General features: G+C 54.5%; 21 protein-coding genes and 1 pseudogene. 10 read left to right on the top strand and 12 right to left on the bottom strand.

Annotation, left to right across the window (positions count from 1 at the left end):
- Positions 1-68: 68 nt before the first annotated feature.
- A complete protein-coding gene (locus ON072_RS14125) occupies positions 69-1,523 on the bottom strand; it encodes a sigma-54 interaction domain-containing protein (RefSeq protein ID WP_446741084.1) in 1,455 nt (484 codons plus the stop codon).
- Positions 1,524-1,574: 51 nt separating this feature from the next.
- Positions 1,575-2,117, bottom strand: coding sequence for a thioredoxin family protein (locus tag ON072_RS14120; RefSeq protein ID WP_144379921.1), 543 nt, complete (start codon positions 2,115-2,117; stop codon positions 1,575-1,577).
- A gap of 199 nt (positions 2,118-2,316) precedes the next feature.
- Here ON072_RS14120 and ON072_RS14115 point away from each other — a divergent pair, with 199 nt between their 5' ends.
- Positions 2,317-2,934 carry a LysE family translocator gene (locus ON072_RS14115; protein WP_144379922.1) on the top strand — a complete coding sequence of 206 codons (618 nt, stop codon included), beginning with the start codon at positions 2,317-2,319 and terminating at the stop codon, positions 2,932-2,934.
- Here ON072_RS14115 and ON072_RS14110 read toward each other — a convergent pair.
- Both ON072_RS14110 and ON072_RS14105 read right to left on the bottom strand, forming a co-directional pair.
- Positions 2,923-3,822 (bottom strand): LysR family transcriptional regulator, encoded by a 900-nt coding sequence (locus tag ON072_RS14110; RefSeq protein WP_243888456.1) that lies wholly within the window; start codon positions 3,820-3,822, stop codon positions 2,923-2,925. The two genes, ON072_RS14115 and ON072_RS14110, sit on opposite strands and share 12 nt — an antisense overlap.
- A gap of 200 nt (positions 3,823-4,022) precedes the next feature.
- Positions 4,023-4,349 (bottom strand): DUF3144 domain-containing protein, encoded by a 327-nt coding sequence (locus tag ON072_RS14105; protein ID WP_025009990.1) that lies wholly within the window; start codon positions 4,347-4,349, stop codon positions 4,023-4,025.
- Positions 4,350-4,681: 332 nt separating this feature from the next.
- Between ON072_RS14105 and ung the strand changes: the two genes are divergently transcribed.
- On the top strand, positions 4,682-5,350 hold the full coding sequence (gene ung, locus ON072_RS14100; protein ID WP_025009991.1) for a uracil-DNA glycosylase: 669 nt from the start codon (positions 4,682-4,684) through the stop codon (positions 5,348-5,350).
- A gap of 114 nt (positions 5,351-5,464) precedes the next feature.
- On the opposite strand, the pseudogene ON072_RS21125 reads toward ung, so the two are convergent.
- Positions 5,465-7,420, bottom strand: a pseudogene (locus tag ON072_RS21125) (methyl-accepting chemotaxis protein).
- 301 nt (positions 7,421-7,721) lie between these two features.
- Between ON072_RS21125 and ON072_RS14080 the strand changes: the two are divergent.
- From ON072_RS14080 to ON072_RS14060, 5 genes are all read left to right on the top strand, one after another.
- The gene (locus tag ON072_RS14080; protein ID WP_144379923.1) at positions 7,722-8,762 is read left to right on the top strand and encodes an ABC transporter substrate-binding protein; all 1,041 of its coding nucleotides are present in this window, start codon (positions 7,722-7,724) and stop codon (positions 8,760-8,762) included.
- Positions 8,759-9,766: a FecCD family ABC transporter permease gene (locus ON072_RS14075; RefSeq protein ID WP_144379924.1), complete on the top strand. Its 1,008-nt coding sequence runs from the start codon at positions 8,759-8,761 to the stop codon at positions 9,764-9,766. Before ON072_RS14080 ends, ON072_RS14075 begins: the two co-directional genes overlap by 4 nt.
- Positions 9,763-10,503 (top strand): ABC transporter ATP-binding protein, encoded by a 741-nt coding sequence (locus ON072_RS14070; protein WP_037436757.1) that lies wholly within the window; start codon positions 9,763-9,765, stop codon positions 10,501-10,503. Before ON072_RS14075 ends, ON072_RS14070 begins: the two co-directional genes overlap by 4 nt.
- Positions 10,504-10,542: 39 nt before the next feature.
- Positions 10,543-11,352, top strand: a complete 810-nt coding sequence (locus tag ON072_RS14065) for a class I SAM-dependent methyltransferase (RefSeq protein WP_028780215.1) — start codon at positions 10,543-10,545, stop codon at positions 11,350-11,352.
- A gap of 108 nt (positions 11,353-11,460) precedes the next feature.
- Positions 11,461-13,464 (top strand): TonB-dependent receptor plug domain-containing protein, encoded by a 2,004-nt coding sequence (locus ON072_RS14060; protein ID WP_221054773.1) that lies wholly within the window; start codon positions 11,461-11,463, stop codon positions 13,462-13,464.
- An 82-nt stretch (positions 13,465-13,546) separates the two neighbouring features.
- Here the strand turns inward: ON072_RS14060 and ON072_RS14055 are convergent, their stop codons facing one another.
- Together ON072_RS14055 and ON072_RS14050 are read right to left on the bottom strand one after the other, a co-directional pair.
- Positions 13,547-14,107 carry a PepSY-associated TM helix domain-containing protein gene (locus tag ON072_RS14055; protein WP_243892328.1) on the bottom strand — a complete coding sequence of 187 codons (561 nt, stop codon included), beginning with the start codon at positions 14,105-14,107 and terminating at the stop codon, positions 13,547-13,549.
- Positions 14,097-14,564, bottom strand: a complete 468-nt coding sequence (locus ON072_RS14050) for a DUF4920 domain-containing protein (RefSeq protein WP_025009997.1) — start codon at positions 14,562-14,564, stop codon at positions 14,097-14,099. The genes ON072_RS14055 and ON072_RS14050 overlap by 11 nt, the downstream gene beginning before the upstream one ends.
- A 275-nt stretch (positions 14,565-14,839) precedes the next feature.
- Here ON072_RS14050 and folM point away from each other — a divergent pair, with 275 nt between their 5' ends.
- Complete coding sequence (gene folM / locus ON072_RS14045; RefSeq protein ID WP_261752925.1) at positions 14,840-15,547, top strand: dihydromonapterin reductase; 708 nt, start codon at positions 14,840-14,842, stop codon at positions 15,545-15,547.
- Position 15,548: 1 nt separating this feature from the next.
- Here the strand turns inward: folM and ON072_RS14040 are convergent, their stop codons facing one another.
- From ON072_RS14040 to ON072_RS14030, 3 genes are all read right to left on the bottom strand, one after another.
- On the bottom strand, positions 15,549-16,436 hold the full coding sequence (locus ON072_RS14040) for a universal stress protein (RefSeq protein WP_115389165.1): 888 nt from the start codon (positions 16,434-16,436) through the stop codon (positions 15,549-15,551).
- A 265-nt stretch (positions 16,437-16,701) separates the two neighbouring features.
- Entirely contained in the window at positions 16,702-17,121 is a 420-nt protein-coding gene (locus tag ON072_RS14035) for a VOC family protein (RefSeq protein WP_039033140.1), read from the bottom strand.
- A 50-nt stretch (positions 17,122-17,171) separates the two neighbouring features.
- On the bottom strand, positions 17,172-17,774 hold the full coding sequence (locus ON072_RS14030; protein WP_028780205.1) for an NADPH-dependent FMN reductase: 603 nt from the start codon (positions 17,772-17,774) through the stop codon (positions 17,172-17,174).
- 139 nt (positions 17,775-17,913) lie between these two features.
- On the opposite strand from ON072_RS14030, the gene ON072_RS14025 reads away from it, so the two are divergent.
- Positions 17,914-18,552, top strand: coding sequence for a helix-turn-helix transcriptional regulator (locus tag ON072_RS14025; protein ID WP_117200354.1), 639 nt, complete (start codon positions 17,914-17,916; stop codon positions 18,550-18,552).
- Entirely contained in the window at positions 18,542-19,255 is a 714-nt protein-coding gene (locus ON072_RS14020; RefSeq protein WP_261752926.1) for a 16S rRNA pseudouridine(516) synthase, read from the top strand. The genes ON072_RS14025 and ON072_RS14020 overlap by 11 nt, the downstream gene beginning before the upstream one ends.
- A gap of 15 nt (positions 19,256-19,270) precedes the next feature.
- Here the strand turns inward: ON072_RS14020 and ON072_RS14015 are convergent, their stop codons facing one another.
- Both ON072_RS14015 and ON072_RS14010 read right to left on the bottom strand, forming a co-directional pair.
- Complete coding sequence (locus tag ON072_RS14015; protein ID WP_025886925.1) at positions 19,271-20,353, bottom strand: methyl-accepting chemotaxis protein; 1,083 nt, start codon at positions 20,351-20,353, stop codon at positions 19,271-19,273.
- A 137-nt stretch (positions 20,354-20,490) separates the two neighbouring features.
- On the bottom strand, positions 20,491-22,026 hold the full coding sequence (locus ON072_RS14010) for an MFS transporter (RefSeq protein ID WP_144135327.1): 1,536 nt from the start codon (positions 22,024-22,026) through the stop codon (positions 20,491-20,493).
- Between the last annotated feature and the right edge of the window lie 97 nt (positions 22,027-22,123).

Here is a 22,123-nt window from a genome sequence, read left to right as displayed (position 1 = left end):
AACTCACGACATAACGTGAGTTGGCGATATGTCGTGACTTTTTCTGCCTTGAATCCCCTGTTGTGGCTTCAACTGTCCTGGCGGCGGATCCCCAGCTTCTGCATCCGCGATCTCAAGGTACTGGGTGGCAGCCCCAGACTGCTGGCCGCACCGCGTGGGCCGGATATTCGCCAGTGGCAGGCGTCCAGTGTCGCCTTGATATGAGCCGTTTCCACTTCGGCCAGAGTCTGACCCACAGTTGGCAGCGGCGTATCGCTGGGCAAGGGAGCGAGATGCAGTATCGGCTCGCGGGCAAGGATGGCTTCGCGCTCCAGCAGGTTTTGCAATTCACGGACATTTCCCGGCCATTGATACTGCATCATCCGCCGCAGACTATCGCCATCAACGCCCGCCAGGGGTTTACCCAGTTTCAATGACAGACTCTTTAGCAGTTGTTGCACCAGCTCAGGGATATCTTCCCGCCGCTGTCTCAGTGCCGGGACCTTGAGCGGAAAGACATTGAGTCGGTAGAAGAGATCCATCCGGAACAGCCCTTGCTCCACCCGCTGCTGCAGATCGTGATGAGTGGCGGCGATCAGTCGAATATCCACCTTGATACTGTCGCTGCCGCCGACGCGTTCAAACTCCTGCTCCTGAATGACCCGCAGCAGCTTGGACTGGGCCTCGAGGCTGAGTTCGGCCACTTCATCGAGGAACAGGGTGCCTCTATGGGCCAGTTCGAAGCGTCCCTTGCGCCGCTGGCTGGCGCCGGTAAAGGCGCCTTTCTCATGGCCGAATAGTTCGCTCTCCAAGAGTCCGGCAGAGAAGGCGGCGCAGTTGACCGAGATCATCGGCTTGTCTTTGCGGCTGCTGAGTCGGTGCAACTTGCGGGCGACCAGCTCCTTGCCTGTGCCGTTTTCCCCCTGGATCAACACGGTACTGTCGGTATTAGCCACCAGGCGCAACTGTTTGAGCAGGGTTTGGATCATCGGGCTGTTACCGGCAATCTCCTGGGTGCCCGTCTTGTCTTCCAGCTCGGCCTGCAGCCAGGAGTTTTCCGAGGCCAGCTGTTCCGACAGCGCCTGCACCTGTTCCAGCGCCTGACGCAGCGACAACTCGGTTTGCTTTTGCAGACTAATGTCGCGAAATATCGCTACTACACCCTTGAGCTTACCGTCCTGCCACACAGGGGTAGAACTATAGTGTACGGGAAAGCAGCTGCCGTCCTTGCGCCAGAAGACCTCTGTGGTGATTTCTCTGGCTTTACCATCTTTAAGCGTCTGATAGATTGGGCAATCTTCGTGGGGGTAGACACTGCCATCGGCGTGGCTGTGGTGGTGAAAGTCGTGGATCTTGCGCCCCAATAGCTCGGCGGCGCTCCAGCCGGTCATCTTCTCGGCGGCCGGGTTGATAAAGACGGCATTACCTTTAAGATCAAAACCATAAATGCCTTCACTGACGGCATTGAGCAAGAGGCGGTTTTCGGGCAAAAAGCTGTTTGAGTCAGACAAGGGCGGCTCCTTCGGCACTGATGACTGCGCCAGTATAGAGCCGCTTACCGGGCTTGTCAGTACAGATGCACGATATATCGTGCCTTACTGGCTGGCTTGAACATGAGCCAGTACCTTGAGCAGATCGTTGACCGTCAGGACACTGGGCATCATGATCCCCTCGGGGACAGCCGGGCCATGGACGCGGTTGTAGGGGGTTCCCACAACGCCTTGGGATCTCAGGTAACTTTCCACAGCCGGATTGGGCGTGCTGAGGTCGCCGCGCATCAGCACTATATTGGGCTCGGCCAGCGCCCTGACTATCTGCTCCCTATGGAGCACATTGGCCTTGTTGGCCTGACACACAAGGCACCAATCGGCCGTTACATCGACAAAGACAGTCTTGCCTTCGGCCACCAAGGCCGGGATTGATTGACTGTCTAGGGGCCGCCAGCGCAGTTCCCGGTAAGCCTCGTAATCTTCACCTCGATACACAAAACTGACCACGGCGGCGACACAAAAAGCCATTCCCCCCAGTATCAGGAGCACCGCCATGGGGATCTTGGCGCCGCGACGCTTTTTGATTAACAGCAGCACAATCACCGCTATCAGGCTGAGTAGAGCCAGTATGCTGAGAGTAAGTATCATCCGGGCCTCAATGGGGTTAGGGAGCTATATAGGCGCTCAGTATAGTGAGCAAGCCTTAAAACTAATTGAAAATTGGCGGCTCGAAAGCGCTGGCATCATAGAGTATATTGACCAACCTGTTGTGGATGGCGTCTGTTATTCGCGGCTAATTGTTCGCACAAGACAGGGCAAAATGGTGTGTTTCATTGAGGGGGGAACAATGAATTGGAGTGATTGGTTGGGACTGGTGGCTATCTCGTGTCTGGGGGCCATGTCACCTGGGCCTAGCCTGGCCATGGTGGTGCGTCACACCTTGGGAGGCGGGCGCAGTCGGGGCATTACCTGCGCCTGGGCGCATTCTTTGGGGATAGGTGTTTACGCCTTTATCACTCTGCTGGGTTTGGCTGTGGTGCTGAAACACACCCCTTTGCTGTTTAACGGCATCGCCATATTGGGGGCGCTCTATCTCGCCTGGCTAGGCGTTCAGGCGCTGCAATCCAAGGGCAGCATGCAGCAAAAACTCAGTGCCGGCAAGCCGACGAGCATGTTGACAGCTGCCCGGGACGGCATTGCCATTTCGTTGTTTAACCCCAAAATTTTGCTGTTTTTCCTAGCCTTGTTCAGCCAGTTTGTCGCCGCCGCCGATAGTCTACTGGGACGAGGCATCATAGTCTTGACCCCCATGCTGGTGGATGGACTCTGGTACACTCTGATAGCCTTCCTGTTGTCTCAACCCAAGGTTCTGCCCAAGCTGAGAGAAAAGGCGCAGTTGATTGACCGCCTCAGCGGCCTGGTGCTTATCCTGTTGGCCGGGCGGGTGATCTATTCACTGCTGTGATTGCAATGCCTGCTCGAGATGTTCCCTGAGGGCGATAACCAAAGGACTGAGCTGACGTCTGTCGGCGCAGAGCATATTGAGTGGCGCTTCTTCACCGCGCCACTCGGGGCAGAGTTGCAGCAGTTGACCGTTTCTCAGCTCTTCGCTGATATCGAGCCGCGACTTGTAGGCTATGCCTTTGCCTGCCACGACCCAGCGCCGCACCAACTCGCCATCATCGGCGACTCTATCGCCTTTGACTTGTACTGTGATTTGGCCCGACTGTGACTGAAAATGCCACCTGCTGTGAGTCGCATCGGCCAGCATAAAGCACAGGCAGTTGTGCTTTGCCAGTTCCTCTGGGCTGCCCGGCGCACCGAACCTGGCAATATAGTCGGGAGAGGCGCACAACACCCTGTCATTTTGACGGCAAAGCGGCAGGGCGATAAGCGCCGAGTCGGCCGGCAGCCCGTAGCGGATCACTATGTCGACGGGTTGGCGGTAGATATCCGTCAGGCGATCGCTTATCTGCACCCTGATACTCACCTGAGGGTGGCGTTCCATAAATTCATCCAATATCGGCAGCAAACGGCTGCGACCGAGATCCGATGGCAATGACAACTGCAACTTGCCCTTGAGCAGGCTCTGCCCTTGTTGAATCGCCTGAAAACCATCGTCGAGAATATTCAGAGCTTCATTGCAGTGCTGCAGAAAGATTTCACCTTCCTGTGTCAGACGCAGGCTGCGGGTAGAGCGAACAAAGAGTACAGTGTTGAGTTGGGCCTCGAGGCGCTTGATGGCGGCGCTGGTAGCCGCAGGAGTCAGATCAAGCAGTTGTGCCACCCGCGACAGGCTGCCCTGTCTGGCGGTTTCGCTGAATATTTTCAAGTCCTGCAATGCTCGTATCATACGTGCTTCCCGATAGTTGTTTCCTGCTGTTACCCCAGCTGTTATTTACGCCTGTAATCGACAGATATTCAAATAAATTTTGAAAGTGTCGCGGGAGAAAGGAAAGGACAGAGACGGTGATGCGCTGACGGGACCGAGAAGGGGAAAGCCGAAATGGTGTAATAGTGCGGGGACACAGGCCCCCGCAGTTGTCAGGAAACTCAGATCTTGAATTGCTGCACGGCGTTGCCTGCCGGTTCGGCAGCTTCTTCGCTGTTGACCACTGGAGGGTTAGCAATGTGATCTTCCAGGTTGTCATCCAGCATGTCGCGATATTCGGCAGTAAACCACTCAAGAGCATTGGCTTTTTCGGCGCCCAGATCGGCAGACTTGATAGCGGCTTCAAAAGCATTGAAGCGGGCGGCGGCAAATCTCAGGGCGGTGCCGACTTTACCTACGTCGCCTTCTTGCTGGGTCAGCTCATTGGCGAGGGCGATAAACTGATCTGCTAACTGGAATATGGTGGTTTGGTTGTTGTCGTCTGACATACTATATTCGCTCTTGCTAAGCCAAAGATTGAGGGCCGATTCTAACCTAAAAAGGCGCTGTGCCAAGGAAAAATATTGGCGATTGGGATCTGAATCCCCGTGCTTGCTTGCCAAGATCCTGGCATTTGGGCAAAAAGTCGCTTCAACAGTGGCTGCAGTTGCTGTCACTCAATTCTGTGTCCGCGGGTTATCTTGGCTTACTCCTCAATAGGTTGGCTTGTAAAATCGACTCAGGTTCCTTTGAATCCAGGCCACAGAGCCAACACTCGGCGCTTGTATCCCGCAGTCGGCACTCTTAAGCTATGGCCTCTTTTACACAGAGGATTATCACCATGGCGCTCCCCACTGACTGGCAGGCATTTATCGCCGCTGAACAACAGGCCCCTTACTTCCAGCAACTCAGTGAGTTTGTTGCCGCGGAGCGCGCCGCCGGCAAGGCTATCTTTCCTCCTGAGGACGAGGTATTCAGCGCCTTTGAGCTGACACCACTGGACAAGGTGAGAGTGGTACTTATAGGTCAGGACCCTTACCATGGCCCAGGTCAGGCTCATGGCCTGTGTTTCTCGGTTAAACCCGGGGTGAAGACGCCACCTTCGCTGGTCAATATGTATAAGGAACTGGCGACCGACATCCCAGGATTCTCAATCCCGGATCATGGCAATCTGCTGAGCTGGGCCAAGCAAGGAGTCTTGATGCTCAACACTGTGCTGACGGTGGAGCAGGGCAAGGCGCACTCCCATGCCAAGGCGGGCTGGGAAACCTTCACCGACAGGGCGCTGCAACTGCTGGATCAGCGTGAAGAGCCGATTATTTTTGTCCTCTGGGGCAGCCATGCCATTAAGAAAGGCAAGCTTATCAAGGCGCCGCAGCACAAGATCTTAAGCGGCCCGCATCCTTCGCCTCTGTCAGCCTATCGTGGCTTCTTTGGCTGCGGCCATTTCTCGGCCATCAATCAGCAACTGAAACAGTGGCAGCAAGCCGAAATAGATTGGCAGGTTTAGAGAAGGGCTTATTTTGCACTTTCTTCGCATTTTCCTTAGCTAGAGAGATAGCAGCTATTTCACAGTATCGAGCAGAAACCTGGGTTACTGCTCGATACTGTGGATTGAATTGCCTCAGACCTTGAACTGAGCGGTGGTGACACCAAGCTGATTCGCCAGTCCCAGCAAGCTGCGGGTGCTTATGGCCACTTGGCTGATGGCGGTGCTGTTTTCCTCGGCCGCGGCACTGAGGCCGGAAATCCCTTTGGCCAAGGTTGCCGATACTGTCGTTTGTTCCTCGGCTGCCGTAGCCGTTTGGCTCATCAAGGACTTGAGTGTCTGCAGCCGGTTACTGATATCATCGACCGCTTCACGCATGCCTTCGGCTTTCTCGGCGGTAGAGGCGGCTTCATCGCTGCAGGTTTGACTGTGGCTGACCAAAGAACCGGATTGGCGCTGGATCCCTTGCAGTACATTGCCTATATCCTGGGTGGCTTCCTGCACCTTGACCGCCAACTGACGTACCTCGTCGGCAACCACGGCAAAACCGCGACCGTGTTCACCGGCTCGGGCCGCCTCAATGGCAGCATTGAGCGCCAGCAGATTGGTCTGCTCGGCAATGCTGTCTATCACTTCAAGCACAGTGCCGATTTTCTGGCTGTCCTGTTCCAACGAGTTAACCTCTTTGTGGATCTCGGCAAAGTTGTTGAGGGTGACTTCCAAACTGGCGCGGGTATGATCCAGGTTTTGCCTCAAGGTTTCACTGGCGACCTGACAGGCGTTCACTTCATCGGCCGCGTGGGCAGTATTCTGGCCCACTTCGGCGGCGGCATAGCTCATCTCTTCCACCGCAGTTGCCAGCATGTCGGTTTCCTTGGCCTGAAGTTGAATGCTGCAATCGGCCTGGGTGATGGCGGCTGAATTTTGCTCTGCTGCCGATTCCAGCTCCTGTCCCATACCTATGAGCTGGGCGATGATCTCCCTGAGCTTGCTCTGCATTCTGGCCAACCAGCTCATTAGATGGCTGTCGCTCTGTGCTACTTGCAGCGTGCTGGTGAGATCGCCGGATGCTATCACTGAGGTGAGCTGACACATGTCGGCAGGCTCGCCTCCCAAGGGGCGCAGTACAAAGTTGCTGACCAGCTTGGCTGCCAGCAGTGCCAGCACTATGGCGCCGAGGCACACCATGGCACCGACATAAACCATATGCAGCGCCGGTGCTGCGACTTCGGCCTGATCGATTTCAGCCAAGAGCGCCCAACGAACCCCGAAGGCATCTATGGGAGCATAGGATGAAACCACGGGATTGCCTTTGTAATCCTTGAGTTGCATGACACCGCTTTGCCCCTTGAGCGCTTGTTCCACCGCTTGGGTATCTATGCCATTTTGCCTGACTGTACCGGCAAAAGAGGCTTTGACTGTGCGATTGACCGGGTCGAGAAAGGAGTCGGAGCGCATGCGCTTGTCGGCGCCCACCAGATAAGTTTCACCGCTTTGGCCCATACCCTCGCGAATTTGCATCACCCCATTGATCCTGTCGATGGAGAGCTGGGCGGCAACCACCAAGGGGCGGCCCTGATATTGAATGCTCTTGCCGATAAAGGCTGCCGCTTCATTGCCCGAGGGGGCATAAGGGCTGAAATCGGCCATCACAGTTGCGCCGTTGCTGTTGATAGCGCTTCTGAACAGGCGGCCGAGACCTGAATCTGCATAAGGCCCGGTTCGCAGGTTACTGCCCCAGTCGGCTTCATGGGTCACAGTGTCTTTCACCAAGCCTGAGTCTTCGATGATGAAAATATCGTAGAAGCCCAACTCTTTGTTGAGGGCTTCCAGCATGGGGCGGGACTGGCTGAGACTGTTGAGTGATTCACTGTTTTGGATCACGGCCGCGATTGCATCCAGATTGTTGCCGAAGTTGGCAAACATGGCATCGAGCTGGCGCTCTTTGATCTCTCTGACAGCCAGCAGCCTTTCTTCGGCCTGATTATAGAGCTCATTTTTGGCGAGTCAACTGACCAATGCCGTTGCCAGCACTAAAGGAACCAGCACGATAAGCAGACTGATGAGCTTGATTTTGGTGGTAAAGCGCATAGGTTGACTCCCTGTCAAACGGCTGAGAGAAACAGCATCCAATTCCATTCGATGTGACACAGCACAAAAGTTTTTGGCTGCTTAAAATTTAGAACAGGAGTGAGCAAGCGGCCAAAAATTTATTGTGTAAATTTTCGCCTTGGGAGTAACGCTATCCTGCCAGTCGCTGATCGCCTTTAAGCAATTGCTGTTGCAAATCTTTTAATTGTGATCTCCATCCATTGCCAAAGTGGGTGGAGAAAGGTAATTTTCAGCGTTATATAATTTTGTATATAACGATTGGCGGCGAGGAAAAACAAGATTGGATAGAAGGAGTGTTATCAAGGCCGGCTTGAGTCTTGGGTTGTTGGCTTGTTTCCCCGCGCTGGCAAATCCTATGCCGGCCTATGGGACTGAGCCGAATCCAAACGGACAATTGGCGCTGCCGCCTGCTGCAGATATCAAGCGGGTGGTCAGTGCCGGAGGGCCGGCGGACCTGCTGTTGTTGGCCTTGAGTCCGGAAAAGCTGCTCGGTTATGCCCACCTCAAGCCGGCCTTGTTACAACAGCATGGCTTTGCTCCAAGCCTGTGGCAAAAGCCCAGGCTGGGCCGTTTGGTGGGCCGCAATGCCAGTCTTTCGCTGGAAAAGCTGATGACTCTGGATGCGGATCTTGTCGTCGACTATGGCAACCTCAGCCAAAACTACTTATCTATGGCGCAAAAGGTGGAACGCATCAGCGGCGTGCCGTTTCTGCTGCTCGATGGTTCACTCACAGGCACCCCGGCGCAATTGAGAAAACTGGGGCAGGTACTGGGAGCTAACGAACGGGCAGATTTTCTTGCCAAGCGCACGGCCGAAATACTCAGTGATGCCAGAGAGTTTGGCCTTAGCCAGGAAGAGCCCATCTCTTTTTATTTCGGCCGCGGTGCGACGGGTCTTGAAACCGGGGTCACAGGTTCCATTCACACCGAAGCCATAGAGCAACTTGGGCTTAAGAATGTCGCCAAGGCCGGTGACTATCGCGGTTTGGCCAAAGTATCTTTGGAGCAATTGATGGCCTGGGAGCCTGAGCTAATCATCAGCCAGGATCCCGCCTTTATCCGCCATATTCGCCAAGATCCTGTCTGGGGCACGCTGGCGGCTGTACGCAACAAGCGGGTCTATTGGGTGCCGAACAAGCCCTTTGGTTGGATTGACTCGCCGCCGGGAATAAACCGGCTGCTCGGCATGAGTTACCTTAGGTTGCTGTTGTCCGGCGCTGATGAGCAGGCCAAGCAAGCATTGGTGAAGGATTTCTACCGCGATTTTTACCACAGTGAGCTTAGCGAGGAGCAGGCGGCCAATCTGCTGCGCCCCGAATGAACGACAGAATCAAATACCCACTGGCGACCGGAATTTGTCTCAGCATTCTCTGTTTTGCCGCAGCCAGTGGCCAGTATCCTCTCAGTCTGGCGCAGCAGGGGCAGGCGCTTTGGCATGCCATCGGTGGCGATGTGGCCGCTCTGGACAGCAAGAGCATCAGTGTCTTTTGGCATTTGCGGCTGCCCAGAATTTTGGCGGCGCTTATGATAGGAGCCGGTCTGGCCGCCAGCGGCGCCGCTTATCAGGGAATGTTCCGTAACCCTCTGGTATCACCTGATATTCTGGGCGTTTCTGCCGGCGCCGGTCTGGGCGCCGTATTGGGCATTTATCTGGACTTATCGGTTTACAACATCCAGCTGTTTGCCTTTCTCGGTGGTTTGCTGGTGGTGGCTCTGGTTTGTCTGCTGGCGCGGCTCAGTCGTCAGGGCGATCCTGTGTTGTCTTTGGTTCTGGTGGGCATAGCTATTGGCGCCTTGTGCGGCGCCGGTATTTCATTGATGAAATTGTTGGCCGATCCCTACAGTCAGCTGCCTTCCATTACTTTCTGGCTGATGGGCGGGTTGTCGGATATCACTCTGGAAGATCTCAAGTCCAGCCTGCTGCCCATGATACTGGGATTGGTGCCGTTAATGCTGCTGCGCTGGCGTATGAATCTGTTAAGCCTGGCCGACGATGAGGCCCGCAGCCTAGGGCTCAACATAGCGAAAACCCGGCTGATATTTATTCTGGCGGCCACACTGCTGACTGCGGCGGCGGTATCCATCGCCGGCATTATAGGTTGGCTCGGGCTGGTGGTGCCGCATATCGCTCGTATGCTGGTGGGCGCCGATTTCAGAAGGCTGTTGCCCATGTCCATGCTGCTGGGCGCCTTTATGTTGCTGCTGACCGACACCCTGGCCCGCACTCTGGCGCCGATTGAGCTGCCGCTGGGGATTTTGACCGCCTGCATAGGCGCGCCCTTCTTTATGTTTTTGCTGCTGAGGGGTGGAGGCCGGGGTCAATGATAGCCAGCATGCAAGGTGTCACAGTGGGCTATGCCGGTAAGCCTTTGTTGGCTAATGTAGAGCTTTGCTTACCGGAAGCTGAAATCGTCTGTTTGCTCGGCTGTAATGGCAGCGGCAAGACCAGCTTATTGAAAACATTGCTTGGCTTGCTGGTGCCGCTTGCCGGTGAGATAAAGATAGCCGGCAGGCAAATTCATCAATGGTCGCAGCGCGAGCTGGCACAACAGATGGCCTATGTGCCACAGGCACAGTTGAGCCGTTTTTCCTTTCGGGTGTTGGAAATGGTGCTCATGGGCTGCCAGTCGCGGCTGGGACTGTTTGCCGTGCCCGGCGCGAATGAGCAGAAACGGGCGCTGGCGGTCTTGAAACAACTGGATATAGCTCACCTGGCCGATTGCGCCATGGATCAGATAAGCGGCGGCGAGCGCCAGCTGGTGTTGATTGCCAGGGCCTTGCTGCAATCTCCAAGATTGCTGGTGATGGACGAACCGGCCGCCAGCCTGGATTTCGGCAATCAAATCAAGTTGCTGGCTCAGGTTAAACGACTCAAACAGCAGGGAATCGCAGTATTGATGTCGACTCACCATCCGCGTCATGCCGAGCTGTTGGCCGACAGTGTGGCGCTGGTGGAACCCGGTCATGGCCTGAGACAAGGCGCAGTGGCCGGGCAGTTACAGGTATCGGGACTGGCGCAGCTCTATGGCGTCAGTGAGTCTGCGATTGCCGAGCACCTTTAAGGTGCCGGCTGAGGGTTAAATCTTAAGCAAGGTGATTTCATGATAATAGAAGAGCTGGACTTTGCCGCCATGTACCGCGAGCACCTGCAAAGGGCGGAACGCACCCACAAGAGTGCCGAACATTGGGACAAACGGGCCGAGAAGATGGCCGAAAACTGCGCCAGACCCAAGGACAGTTACTTGGAGGGCTTTTTCAAGCTGATGGATTTGAGTGATTGCGACACTCTTTTGGATATGGGTTGTGGCCCGGGCTCTGTGTGTCTGGGGCTGGCCGACAAGATGCAGGCCGTCTATGGCCTGGATTACAGCAGCGGCATGTTGGAAGTGGCCAAGCGCCGCGCAGATGCGGAAGGCTTGAGTAATGTCACTCTTATCCAAAGAGCCTGGGAAGATGATTGGAGCGACATCCCCGTGTGTGATATCGCAGTGGCGTCGCGCTCGACTCTGGTGGGCTGCCTCAAGAGTGCCCTGGAAAAGCTCAATCGCCAGGCCCGCAAGCGGGTTTATACCACTCATACCGTCAGCTCAACCTTTATCGATCCCGCCATTATTCAAGCCATAGGCCGTAAGCTAGTGACTCTGCCGAACTATCTGTATGCGGTGAATATTTTGCAGCAGATGGGCATTAAGCCCAAGGTGGAGTTCATCGAGTCCAGTGGTTGCATGAACCAGGCCGAGAGTTACGCCCAGTTTGAAGACAACGTTGCCTGGTCGCTGGGGCCGCTGGATGACGCCGAAAAACTGCGGTTGCAGGAGTATTACCAGAGTCATAAGCAACAGGGCAAACCTCTGCGAACCGGCGATCGCAGCTGGGCCATGGTCTATTGGGATGTGATACCCCAGGCCTGAGTCAGAGTCTGATTAGTTATTGCCCGGACTCGCATCGAGCTCCGGGTATTTTTTTAATAATCGATATATAAAAATTTATACATCGATTGAGTATTGAAGGTCTGTAGTATGAAACCAAAGCACTATTACTCTATTCTGCCGCTGATGCTGGCTTCTCCGCTGGCGCTTGCCGATGGCAGCGTGGCTGAGTCTGAGAATAAAAACGAAACCAAAATAGAAAGGATCAGTGTCTGGGGCAGCCCGGTTGCCGCCAATCAGGACAGCGTCAATCAAGACACCATCAAGATGCTGAACAAGCAAAACGTGGCCGAGGCGCTGAATATTATTCCCGGGGTCAGCCTGCAAAAATCCGGTCGTCGTAACGAGGTTCAGGTTAAGGTTCGGGGTTTTGACAGCAAGCAGGTGCCGCTGTTTTTTGATGGGATCCCGATTTACATCCCTTATGACGGCAATCTGGACTTGGGGCGTTTTCTGGCGTCGGATCTGGCCTCGGTGGAAGTCTCTAAAGGTTATGCCTCTTTGCTGCAGGGGCCGAACATGATGGGCGGTGCCATCAACCTGACGACCCGCAGACCCAAGAAGAGCTTTGAAGCACAACTGAACGCCTCCCAAGGCTGGGCCCGCGGAGAGGACAACGGTTATAGCCTGGATGCCAGTCTGGCCGGCAGCAATGATTGGGGCTTTATCCAATTGAGCGGCAACAAGCTGGACAAAGACTTTGTCGGCCTGTCCCACGACAACGACAACCCGATCGCCGGCAGCGACGGCAAACGCGTCAACTCGGCATACAGCGATAGCCGCGGTACCGCCAAATTTGGTCTGACTCCCAATGAAACAGACGAGTACATCTTTACCTATATCCGCCAGGAAGGGGAAAAGAACAGTCCGCCCTATGCCGGCACTGAAGCCGATATTCGCCCTACCTATTGGCAATGGCCGCAGTACGACAAACAGAGCTTTTACTACAGCGGCTATACAGAGTTCAGCCCTGGAGTTGTGCTGCACAGTCGCCTCTATCGCGATGAATTTGAAAACACCCTGAGGATATACAAGAGCCTGGAAAACCTGCAGCAACAAAAAGGCCCCTACAGTCATTATGACGATGCCAGCAATGGTGCCGGCCTGCAGCTCAGTATCGATATGCGCAAAGACGACATCTTGTCGTTTGCCGCTCACTGGAAGGAAGACCTGCACAAGGAGCAAGGGGAGCCTGACGGGGAGTTTGACAAGTACAAGGATAGAACCCTGTCGGCGGCAGTGGAGTATCAATGGGCACTGAGAGATAACCTGGATCTGGTTGGGGGCATCAGCTACGACTCCCGAAAGAGCCTTGAAGGCTACAAGCATGAAAAGGATGGCAGCCTGACCCGCTATGAAGACAACTCGCAGCACGCCTTCAACTGGCAAGTGATGGCCCGCTATGAATTGGCAAACCTGGATACACTGCAACTGTCTCTATCCCAGCGTAGCCGCTTTCCGACGCTGAAAGAACGCTACACCACTTTCAGGCCCGCCTATGGCCAAACTGCCATAGTCAACCCGCATCTGGAGCCTGAGCGAGCGACCAACCTGGAGCTCAGTTATAAGGCGACATTGGCGACTAACTGGCAGTTGGACAGCAGTGTCTACTATAACCGGGTGTCCGATGCGATTTTGACCCATAACATCACCCCGACACTTATCCAAAACCGCAACAGCGGCAGGGTAGATTACAGCGGGCTGGATCTGGGGCTTTATGGTGATCTCAGCGATTGGGCCAGTGTTGGCCTGAGCTACAGCTATATTCACGCCGATGTTGAGGATGAACAGCTCGATGTTACCGGCCTGCCGGATCATCAACTCTTTGCCTGGGTTAAGCTGACTCCGCTGGAGGAGCTGGACATCATTCTGAGTCAGGAAGCTCGCAGCGACAGCCTCAGCAATTCAAATGGCAATCAGGTCGCCAGTGGTTTCGGAGTGACCGGCATTCGCTTCGACTATCGCATCTGGCAGGGGCTGAGTGTTAATGCCTCGGTCAACAATCTGTTTGACCGCAACTACGCCTATAGTGAGGGCTTCCCCGAGGAGGGACGTAACTATTGGCTGGGGGTGGAATACCGTTTCGGTCACTAAGCCTTTCAAGGAGGCAGAAAACAGAAGAACCCGGCCATGAGCGGGTTCTTTGTTATCTGATAGCGTTTGTGCTCAGAGTGCGTTAGCGCAGCAGAATGAACAGCAAAGGCAGCAGGACGCCTGTGAGCGCCAGCCAGGTCTTGCGGCTCTTGAGCAGGTTGCCACTACGCAACATCACCAGCGCCGATAGCGCCAAAAACAGCAGCATGGCGGCATAGATGTCGGCAATCCAGGTCCAGGCGTCACGGGCATGGTTAAGATGCAGATAATTGAGTGCCTGCAGTAATGGCCTGCTGTTTACCATCTCGGCCGAGACTGTGCCGGATACCAGGTTAGCGCTCAGTTGGCTGCCATCTTTGAGAAAGACTTGGTACTCATTGGCGCTGGCACGATAACCGCTGCGGATATTATCCTGCAGCGAAAAGTGGCGGCTCAACAGGCTTTGAATGTCACTGTTACCCAATGAAGGATTCAACCCTTCGACACGGCTCTCACTCTGGGTTATCTGGTAGTTGGGGTTCCAGTCATTGATGTGATTGACGGCAATCCCCGAAATGGCATACACCAGAGTCATGCCTATGCACAGATACCCTATGTCTCTGTGCAATAAACGGATCCTTTTGCGCAGCTTGTTACTCAGCATCACGGATTTCGACTCCGTATGGATGCAACTGATAGAAAGTCACTGCTTGAGTTACGGACTCAGGATCGAAGGGCTTGTTGTGTTGCTGGGCCTGATGCCCGAGATAAGCGCGGGTCTGTTCGAGATCCAGCTCAATTGCCTCTAACGCTCCGGTAGCATAGGCTTTTTGCCCACGGGCACTGACGGGAAAGACCATCTCGCCGTCGCGAACCTTGACTCTCAATCGATCAAAGCTGTCGTCGGTTGCCAGTTCCATCCAGCAGCCCCGCTTGCTGCACACTGAGACTATGGTGCCTTCTACCGTGAGCTCCTTACCCACATAGTCATTCGGCGATGCCATCAATGTGGAAATGGGCACGAAGATATTCAGATCGACCGGTTCGCCGAACTTGCTGTCGGCACTAAAGGCAAGAGGGGTAAACAGGGCTGCCAACAGGATTAACTGATTGATACGCATGGGAGTAACCTTTGTAGTTGAATATGACTTGTTGAGAATAGTTATTATTTAATGTTGCGATATTATTGAAGCCTGAAGCGATATTCAAGTATTCAGGGCATTGAAATCCCAATATGCGAGCTGGTCGGCATTTTGCCGATTAATCAAGATTATCTGTCTATTTTCAATAGGGTTTCCAAGAGGTGATACTCAGTTGTTGGGCCCGGATGGCGAGACTGGCCAGAGTGCGGCCGAACGTGAAACAATAGCGCAACGGACAAATGGAAGGAAAACACATGCAGCCTATTTTGATCACCGGCGTCGGAAAGCGTCTGGGACTGGCAATGTCCAGGGACTTGATGGCTCAGGGCTATCCACTCATCGGCACCTATCGCAGCCATTACGCCGCCATCGACGAGCTCAAGGTCGCGGGCGCCGAGTTGCATCGAGTGGATCTCTTGCAAAATAGCGAGATCAAAGCCTTTATTGCCGATGTAAAAAGCAAGCATGAGTCTCTGCGGGCAATCATTCACAACGCCTCGGATTGGATGCCGGAGCAGCCTGACACAGATGCCGCAGAGGTTTTTGACAGTATGATGCAGATCCACGCCTCCGTGCCCTATCAGTTGAATCTGGCACTGGCGCCGCTACTGGAAACTGATGAGATAGGCAGCCGGGATATCATTCATATCAGCGACTATGTGGCGCAGAAGGGCAGTAAGAAGCACATAGCCTATGCCGCCAGTAAGGCGGCGCTGGATAATTTGACCCTGTCATTTGCCGCCAAGTTGGCGCCGGGCGTCAAGGTCAACGGCATAGCGCCGGCACTGATGCTGTTCAATAAGCAGGATGATAGCGCCTACCGGCAAAAGGCGCTTGCCAAGGCATTATTGCCCAAAGAGGGCGGCGAGCAGGAGATGCTGGCCGCCGTGAAGTATCTGATGACCAGCCGTTATATGACGGGCCGCACTCTGTCACTCGATGGTGGGCGGCCGCTTAAGTGATTCAATGCAGCAAGGGACAACTGGGCTTTAAGGCCAGCACATCGCACTGTAGTTGATTGAGCATCTGCTCAGAGGCGTGGCCGTTGAGTTCGCTCAGCAACCCTCTGTGCTCTGCCGCGCCCATGATTACTATGTTGCTGTGCCATTTGTGGGCGGCCTCCGGTACCACATGATCCGGCATGCCGCTGGCCAGATGCAACTGCTCGTCACTCAAGGCCAAAGGTCTGGCGACCTGCCGCAGTTTTTGCCACTGATTGTCTTTCTGAGAGCGACAGCCGGGTTGCTGGTTATCGAAGGCCATACTGATGTCCGCTTCCTGATAGCAGTTGAGCAGATGCAGCCTTTGTTGCAGCAAACCGGCAAAATCAAAGGCCTGTTGCAGCAACCTGTGATTGAAATGGGAATGATCTTCCGTGTCTTCATCCAGCTCCAAAGCCGCCAGTAACGACCCTTGTTGCTCCCAGGGAGAGTCGCTGACAAACATCACCGGCAGGGACACCCGTTGCAGCAGTTGCCAGTCATCTGTATGACCCAATTCACACTGCAGGGCTGAGTAGCTGTGATGTTCTACCAACAGCAGATCGTAATGCGCCTGTTTTAGCTCGGTGAGAATGGCGGTCGGCAGATCCTTGGCCTGACACTGCTTCAAGCAAAGGTTCAGTTCCCTCGATGGGTAATGTGGACGCTTTTCCCTTAGATGGGAAACCAAGGGCTGTGGATGCACTTTTTGTTGTAGCCACTGACCAATACCCTGATATTTAGGGGTTTTGACTCTGAGCAGTGTGAGCTCGGCATGGCTGGCATTGGCCAGTTGCACCGCTTTTCTCAGGGCCAGTTTTCCTCTGTTACTGTCGTCCGAAACGGCCAGCAAGCGTGTAAATACACTCATGACTCTATCCTCGAGGCCAAGTCTAATATTGGCTTCGTATAAGTCTAGCCATACCGCGCCACGCCATCAGATCCTTTTGCTCTTGAAATGCCCGTCAATAGCGGCTTTTGGGTCTTTATGCCGGTCTACTTTGAATTCGGTCTTACGGCAAGGTGCCGTCACCCTGGGCTGGTTGTACAGTCTGTTTGCCAAGAAGTGAATCAAGGCGGCTCCCCCACCCAGTGAGCGAAGGCGAGGGAGCCTGTAAGGTTATTTATGACAGCCCTTAGCTTGGGCGATTGCGCTGTTTTGGCAGGTCGCTCAGGTACTGGACAAACTCCACTTCAAACCCGGCCGGGTCGATAAAGTACACATTGCGGCGCCAGGGCTCGTCAGCACCGTCTTTATCTATGCTATAGCCTGCGTCCTGCAGGCGCTTGATCACCCCGTCAATGTCTGCAGTGACAAAGGCGAAGTGGGCCAGCCCGGGTTGATGACCGCTCAAGTCGCGGTTATTGCCTTCACCGTTATCGCTGAAAGCCAGGTATTGATAGTCATCACCGAAGTGGAGCCATTTTCGTGGCTTGCCATACCAGCTTCCTTCTCCTTGGCAGCGGATCTGCCAGTGAGGAAAGGCGGCGCGGTAAAAATCCAGGGTCTTGGGGAGGTCTGCGACCACCAGGTTCAGATGTTCCAGTTGTATCATTTGCGTTCTCCTTGATAATTGTCCCTTTTACTGCTTGTTTGGGCCTTTGTTTACATGCCGTAGCAATATTCCTGTTGTTTGGGAAAGGGGGCGTCCCTGTGGGCAAAACGTATCTGTGCCAGTGCTGCTGCATACTGGGCCAACATATGCAGGCTATAACCGATCCTTTCTCTTAATCTGGCATCGCGGATGCTGTCGCATTCGGGGTTGAGCATTTTCTCGACATCGCGGACGATCAAATGATCCGGAACGGCCACCAGTTTGTTGTTTTTCATGGCGTTCATTCTCAATTCACTGATGGGATAGGCGCCGCTTATGCCTGAGACAACTGCAACCAGCAGCACAGGCTTATGGGCCGTATGTTGGCTGTCACACATCAGCAGAAAGTTCTTCAACAAAGGTGTCGCCATGCCGCCCCATTCCGGAGTGATAAGCACCAGAGCATCGGCTGCTGTCACCTTGGCTTCTATCCGTTGCCAGTCGGCGCCCTTGTTTTGTTGCTCACCATCCCAGAAGGGAAGATTGAAACCGCAGAGCTCCAAATGCTCCGCCTCCGCGAGTTGCTTGGTCTTTATTTCCCGGGTGATGAATTCTGCGACCTTGGCACTCTGGGATTGGAAACGTTGGCTGGCGCTGACGACTAGGTATTTCATGTTAAGTAAACCTTTTTGTTTATTTATTGTTTTATAAGGTATGTGCTTTACTTAATAATGTAAAGATAAAATAAACAAAAAAGTTTATTTATTCTGGATGCGGCGTCCTGAACCGGGCATAATCAGCGCTGGAGGTGCCATGAAGACCACAGACAAGATAGTCGACATTCTCAAGTTGAACGGAGCCCAGACGGCCCAGAGCTTGGCCGCAGAGCTGGGGCTGACCAGTATGGGGGTGCGTCAACATCTGCAAGCCCTTGAAGCCGAGGGGCTGGTGCGGACTGAAGACAGGGCCGAAGGCCGCGGCAGACCTGCGCGTTATTGGACGCTGACCGAGCAGAGTCGCTCGCTGTTTGCCGACCGTCACGATGAGCTGAGCCTGCAGCTGATAACTTCAGTGCGTCAGGTCTTTGGTGACGAGGGCTTGGATAAACTCATCAGTCACAGGGAGCAGCAAAGCCTCGAGAGCTATTCGAGCCAGATGGCCGCTGCCGCTTCCCTGGCCGATAAGCTGGAATGCCTGGCCGAGATCCGAAGCCGTGAAGGCTATATGGCGCAGATTGAAGTGGACAGTACCGGCTTTTGGCTGCTGGAAAACCATTGTCCTATTTGTGCGGCGGCCACGAGTTGCCAGAACTTTTGTCGCTCTGAGCTGGCATTGTTCCGGCAGCTGCTGGGGCCTGAGGTGGAAGTCAGTCGCCGCGAACACATTCTGGATGGTTCACGTCGCTGTGCTTATCGGATTGAAGCTAAAGGCGCCTTAAACGATGCGCAGTAAGAGGGGGCGACTGGACAGGTTTCTCGCCGGGCAGCTGAATATTCCCCGCAAACAGGCCAGGCAATTACTTGCCGATGGCCGAGTTTGGCTCGATGACGAGCAGGTGTTTGCCGCAGACAGACTTATCCATGAGTTCAGTCATATTCGTCTCGATGAGCAATGGCTGCAGCGGCAAAACCCTGTCTACTGGATGTTGAACAAGCCTGCCGGAGTAGTGAGCGCCACCCAAGATCCCGAGCATAAAACCGTGCTCGACTGCCTGCCCCCGGCGGCGTTGGTGCCGGGGCTGCATATCGCCGGCCGCCTGGATAAGCAGAGTACCGGGCTGGTGCTGCTCAGTAATGACAGCCGCTGGACCCAGGCGTTGACCCTGCCTTCATCGAGTAAAGCCAAGCGTTATCGGGTGCGTCTGGCCAATCCGATGGATGACACTTATATCGAGGCTTTCAGGGGCGGATTTTTCTTTGAGTTTGAAAACGTCATCACAGCGCCGGCCGAACTGAGAATTTTGGCAAGCCATGAGGCCGAGGTGATACTCACTGAGGGCAAATATCACCAGATAAAACGCATGTTCGGCCGCTTTCGTAACCCTGTACTGGCGCTGCATCGCAGCCAGATAGCTCAGATAGTGTTGGATGACTCTCTGGCCGAGGGCGAAGCCAGAGAGTTGACCCGGGAAGAGGTGGAGTCGGTCGCTTACTGACGATTTTACTGACGGCTACTGAACTGCGGCGATAATGCTATCTATGGCCTGCACCACCTGCATACTGGCATCTTCCATCCGTTGCAGCGCCATTACCTGCTCTGTGGTGTCGCCGGCTGCGGCGTGTTCCAGCGCCAGGCGGCCACTCTCGTGCACCAATGCATGCGGCGCTTCCAACTCGCGGAACCCCGGGAGTGAGCTATAGAGGCTGGCGCCTTGTCCTTCGTAGTACCACTTACCCAAACGGCAGTCATGGTGGCTGTTTACCGGCTGATCAAAACACTGGTTTTGCAGCAGTTCATAGATATTCTGCTTCCATACCGCATGATCCAGCTTGGTGGTGTTGAGGAAAGACACAGTCGCGGCATGGCTGATCACCTGCTGCATCTGCGCCGATTGCGCCAACACCTGAGTGACCACAGTGTCTATCTGTACCGCCGAGCTGGCCACTTCATCGGCGCAGCCTTGGTTGTCATCTGTCAGAGTTCGTATGCTTTCCGACTGAGTGATGATCTGCTGCACCAACTGCTCTATCTGTTGGCTGGCGTCACTGGCCTTGGCCGCCAACTGCCGGACTTCATCGGCCACCACGGCAAAGCCGCGACCAGCCTCTCCGGCGCGTGCGGCTTCGATGGCTGCATTGAGCGCCAACAGGTTGGTCTGTGCCGAAATACCCTGAATGGCGCTGACAAACTGGCTGATGCTTTGGGTACTGGTATCCAGCTGCGCCACTGTCCCCAGACTATGCTGTGACTGTGAACTGAGCAGATGGGCTCGCTCTCCCAGCCTGGCAACGGCGCTGCGGGTTTGCTCGAACAGGGCGTTGAGCTGCTCCAGCTTACCTTGCTCCTCAAGCAGACGTCCGGCGTCTTCGGCCATGGCCTCGCGTACCGATTGCAACATAAGCCCGCCCTGGTTCTGGCAGGCCAGCATGGCGGCGAAGTCGCGGTTTTGCGCCAGTGCCTGGTCCCTTTCCTGTTTGAGCTGCCCCAGTTGCAACTGCAATTGCTCCAGTGTCGCCTGGTGCTGCTGGCCCTGTTCCTCGAGCCGTTGTTTCAATGAATCTATCTGCCGGTGAAGACGATGGTTAAAAAGCATAAGACTTCCTTGGATACAAATAGTTGCATTCTATTTATGGCTATTTTAAGCATAGACTTTGGCCCGTTCCCTTGGCGGGATCAAGCTCTCATTCACAATCAATATATAAAAACGCCACCCTGAGGTGGCGTATCAAATCAGGCTTGGGCCTGCTGCATTCTCAGCAGCCACTTACCGTAGATATAGATGCCGACGGCGGAAATGGTGCCTATGGCGCCTATGATGTACCAGGCCATGCCTATGTTGTGGCTCTGGTAGAGGATCTCGGTCAGCTCGCGGCCACTTTGGCCGGTGAACTCAACCAGTTTATGAAAGGCTTCCCCCTGCGGAATGGCGGCCACGTCGTTCTGTGACATACCCTTATCCAGCAGCATCTCACGGGAGAAGATCTCTTTGGAGGCAAAGATTTCATAGAGTTTGGGGCCGAAATAGCCTTCCAGGCCCCAGCCTATGCCCTGTGGCAACATCACAAAGCCGAGGTACATGGCCTTCTTGCCTTCGGGGGCGATATTGCCCATAAACTCATTCTTCTTGGGACTTATCATCATTTCGCCGAGGGAGAACATGGCGATAGCCAACACGATAAACCAGGCCGCATGGGTGGCACCGATCAACACAAAGGCAAATATAGACAGCAGACAGCCGGCCAGCATGGCGCTGGTGATGCGGTACTTGGCGGTCAGGGCGGCTATCAGGAAGCAGCTGGTCATAATCAGACCCGCGTTGAGGTTGAGCATGCCTTCCGGCATGACCTTGGTGCCTTCGTTGTTCAACCCGAGCCAGAATTGCAGTATGCCGTTGCTGGTGCCTTCAGGACCAAACAGGCTGGTGACAATCACGCTGGTATCCACCCATTCGGCGATATGAATAGGCAGCACGTCAAACAGGGAGTTGAACAGGAACCAGAAGCCGGAGAACACCAGCATATAGTAAATGACTACCGGCTTTTTCAGCTCGCTCCAGGCATCTTTCCATAGCATTTCCTGCTTGAGTTCGCCGGACTTGATCTTACGTTGCCGTTCCAGGCGTTGCTCTTTACCCGGCTCTTTGTACGTCAGCAGGAACAGGAAGTTGAGCGAGATAATGGCGGCGCAGGCGTAGAACACATTGTCCCAGGACAGCTGCCGCATATGCACTGCCACCAAGGGACCAAGGAAGCCACCGATATTCACAACCTGATAGAAGATACCCCAGGCCATGGAGGTGTTGTTACGGTTGGTGGACAGCACCAGCGTTCCCTGGATGCCGGGTTTGAAGATGCCGGTGCCGGCCGCCAGCAACATGGCGCCGAACAAAAAGCCCCAGAAGCTGGGGAAGAAGGCCATACAGAGGTAGCCACAGATCTTGATAATAGTTGAGGCAAAGATGGTCTCTTTGTAGCCCACCCTATCTGAGATCCCGCCGGTAAATACCGGCACAAAGGTCTGCAGTAAGGCCCAGACTGAAATAATGATACCGTAGTCGCTGAGGCTGATACCTAGGCCACCTTCGGAAGCCGGTGCCTTGGCATAGAGTCCGGCACTGGCCTTAACGCCGTAGTAGGCGATACGTTCAACCAGTTCCATGCCGCCGACCAGCCAGAAGATATAGCTTAAACTGGCGATGGAAGCCCACATCCCCAGTTGCTTGACTTCGCGCAGGTCATTGCCCGCACAGGAGTTGGAGTCGCTCATACTCTTCCCTTGTCTGTATTATTATGTTTGTAGGTCTTTTATCAATCGCAGGCTAATGCCTTGTATCAAAAAAGGTGATAACCGCGACACTTTACCC

Origin of the sequence: Shewanella sp. K8, assembly GCF_028823715.1 — a bacterium.
Lineage (GTDB): Bacteria > Pseudomonadota > Gammaproteobacteria > Enterobacterales > Shewanellaceae > Shewanella > Shewanella algae.
This window is presented reverse-complemented; position numbering and strand designations above follow the sequence as displayed.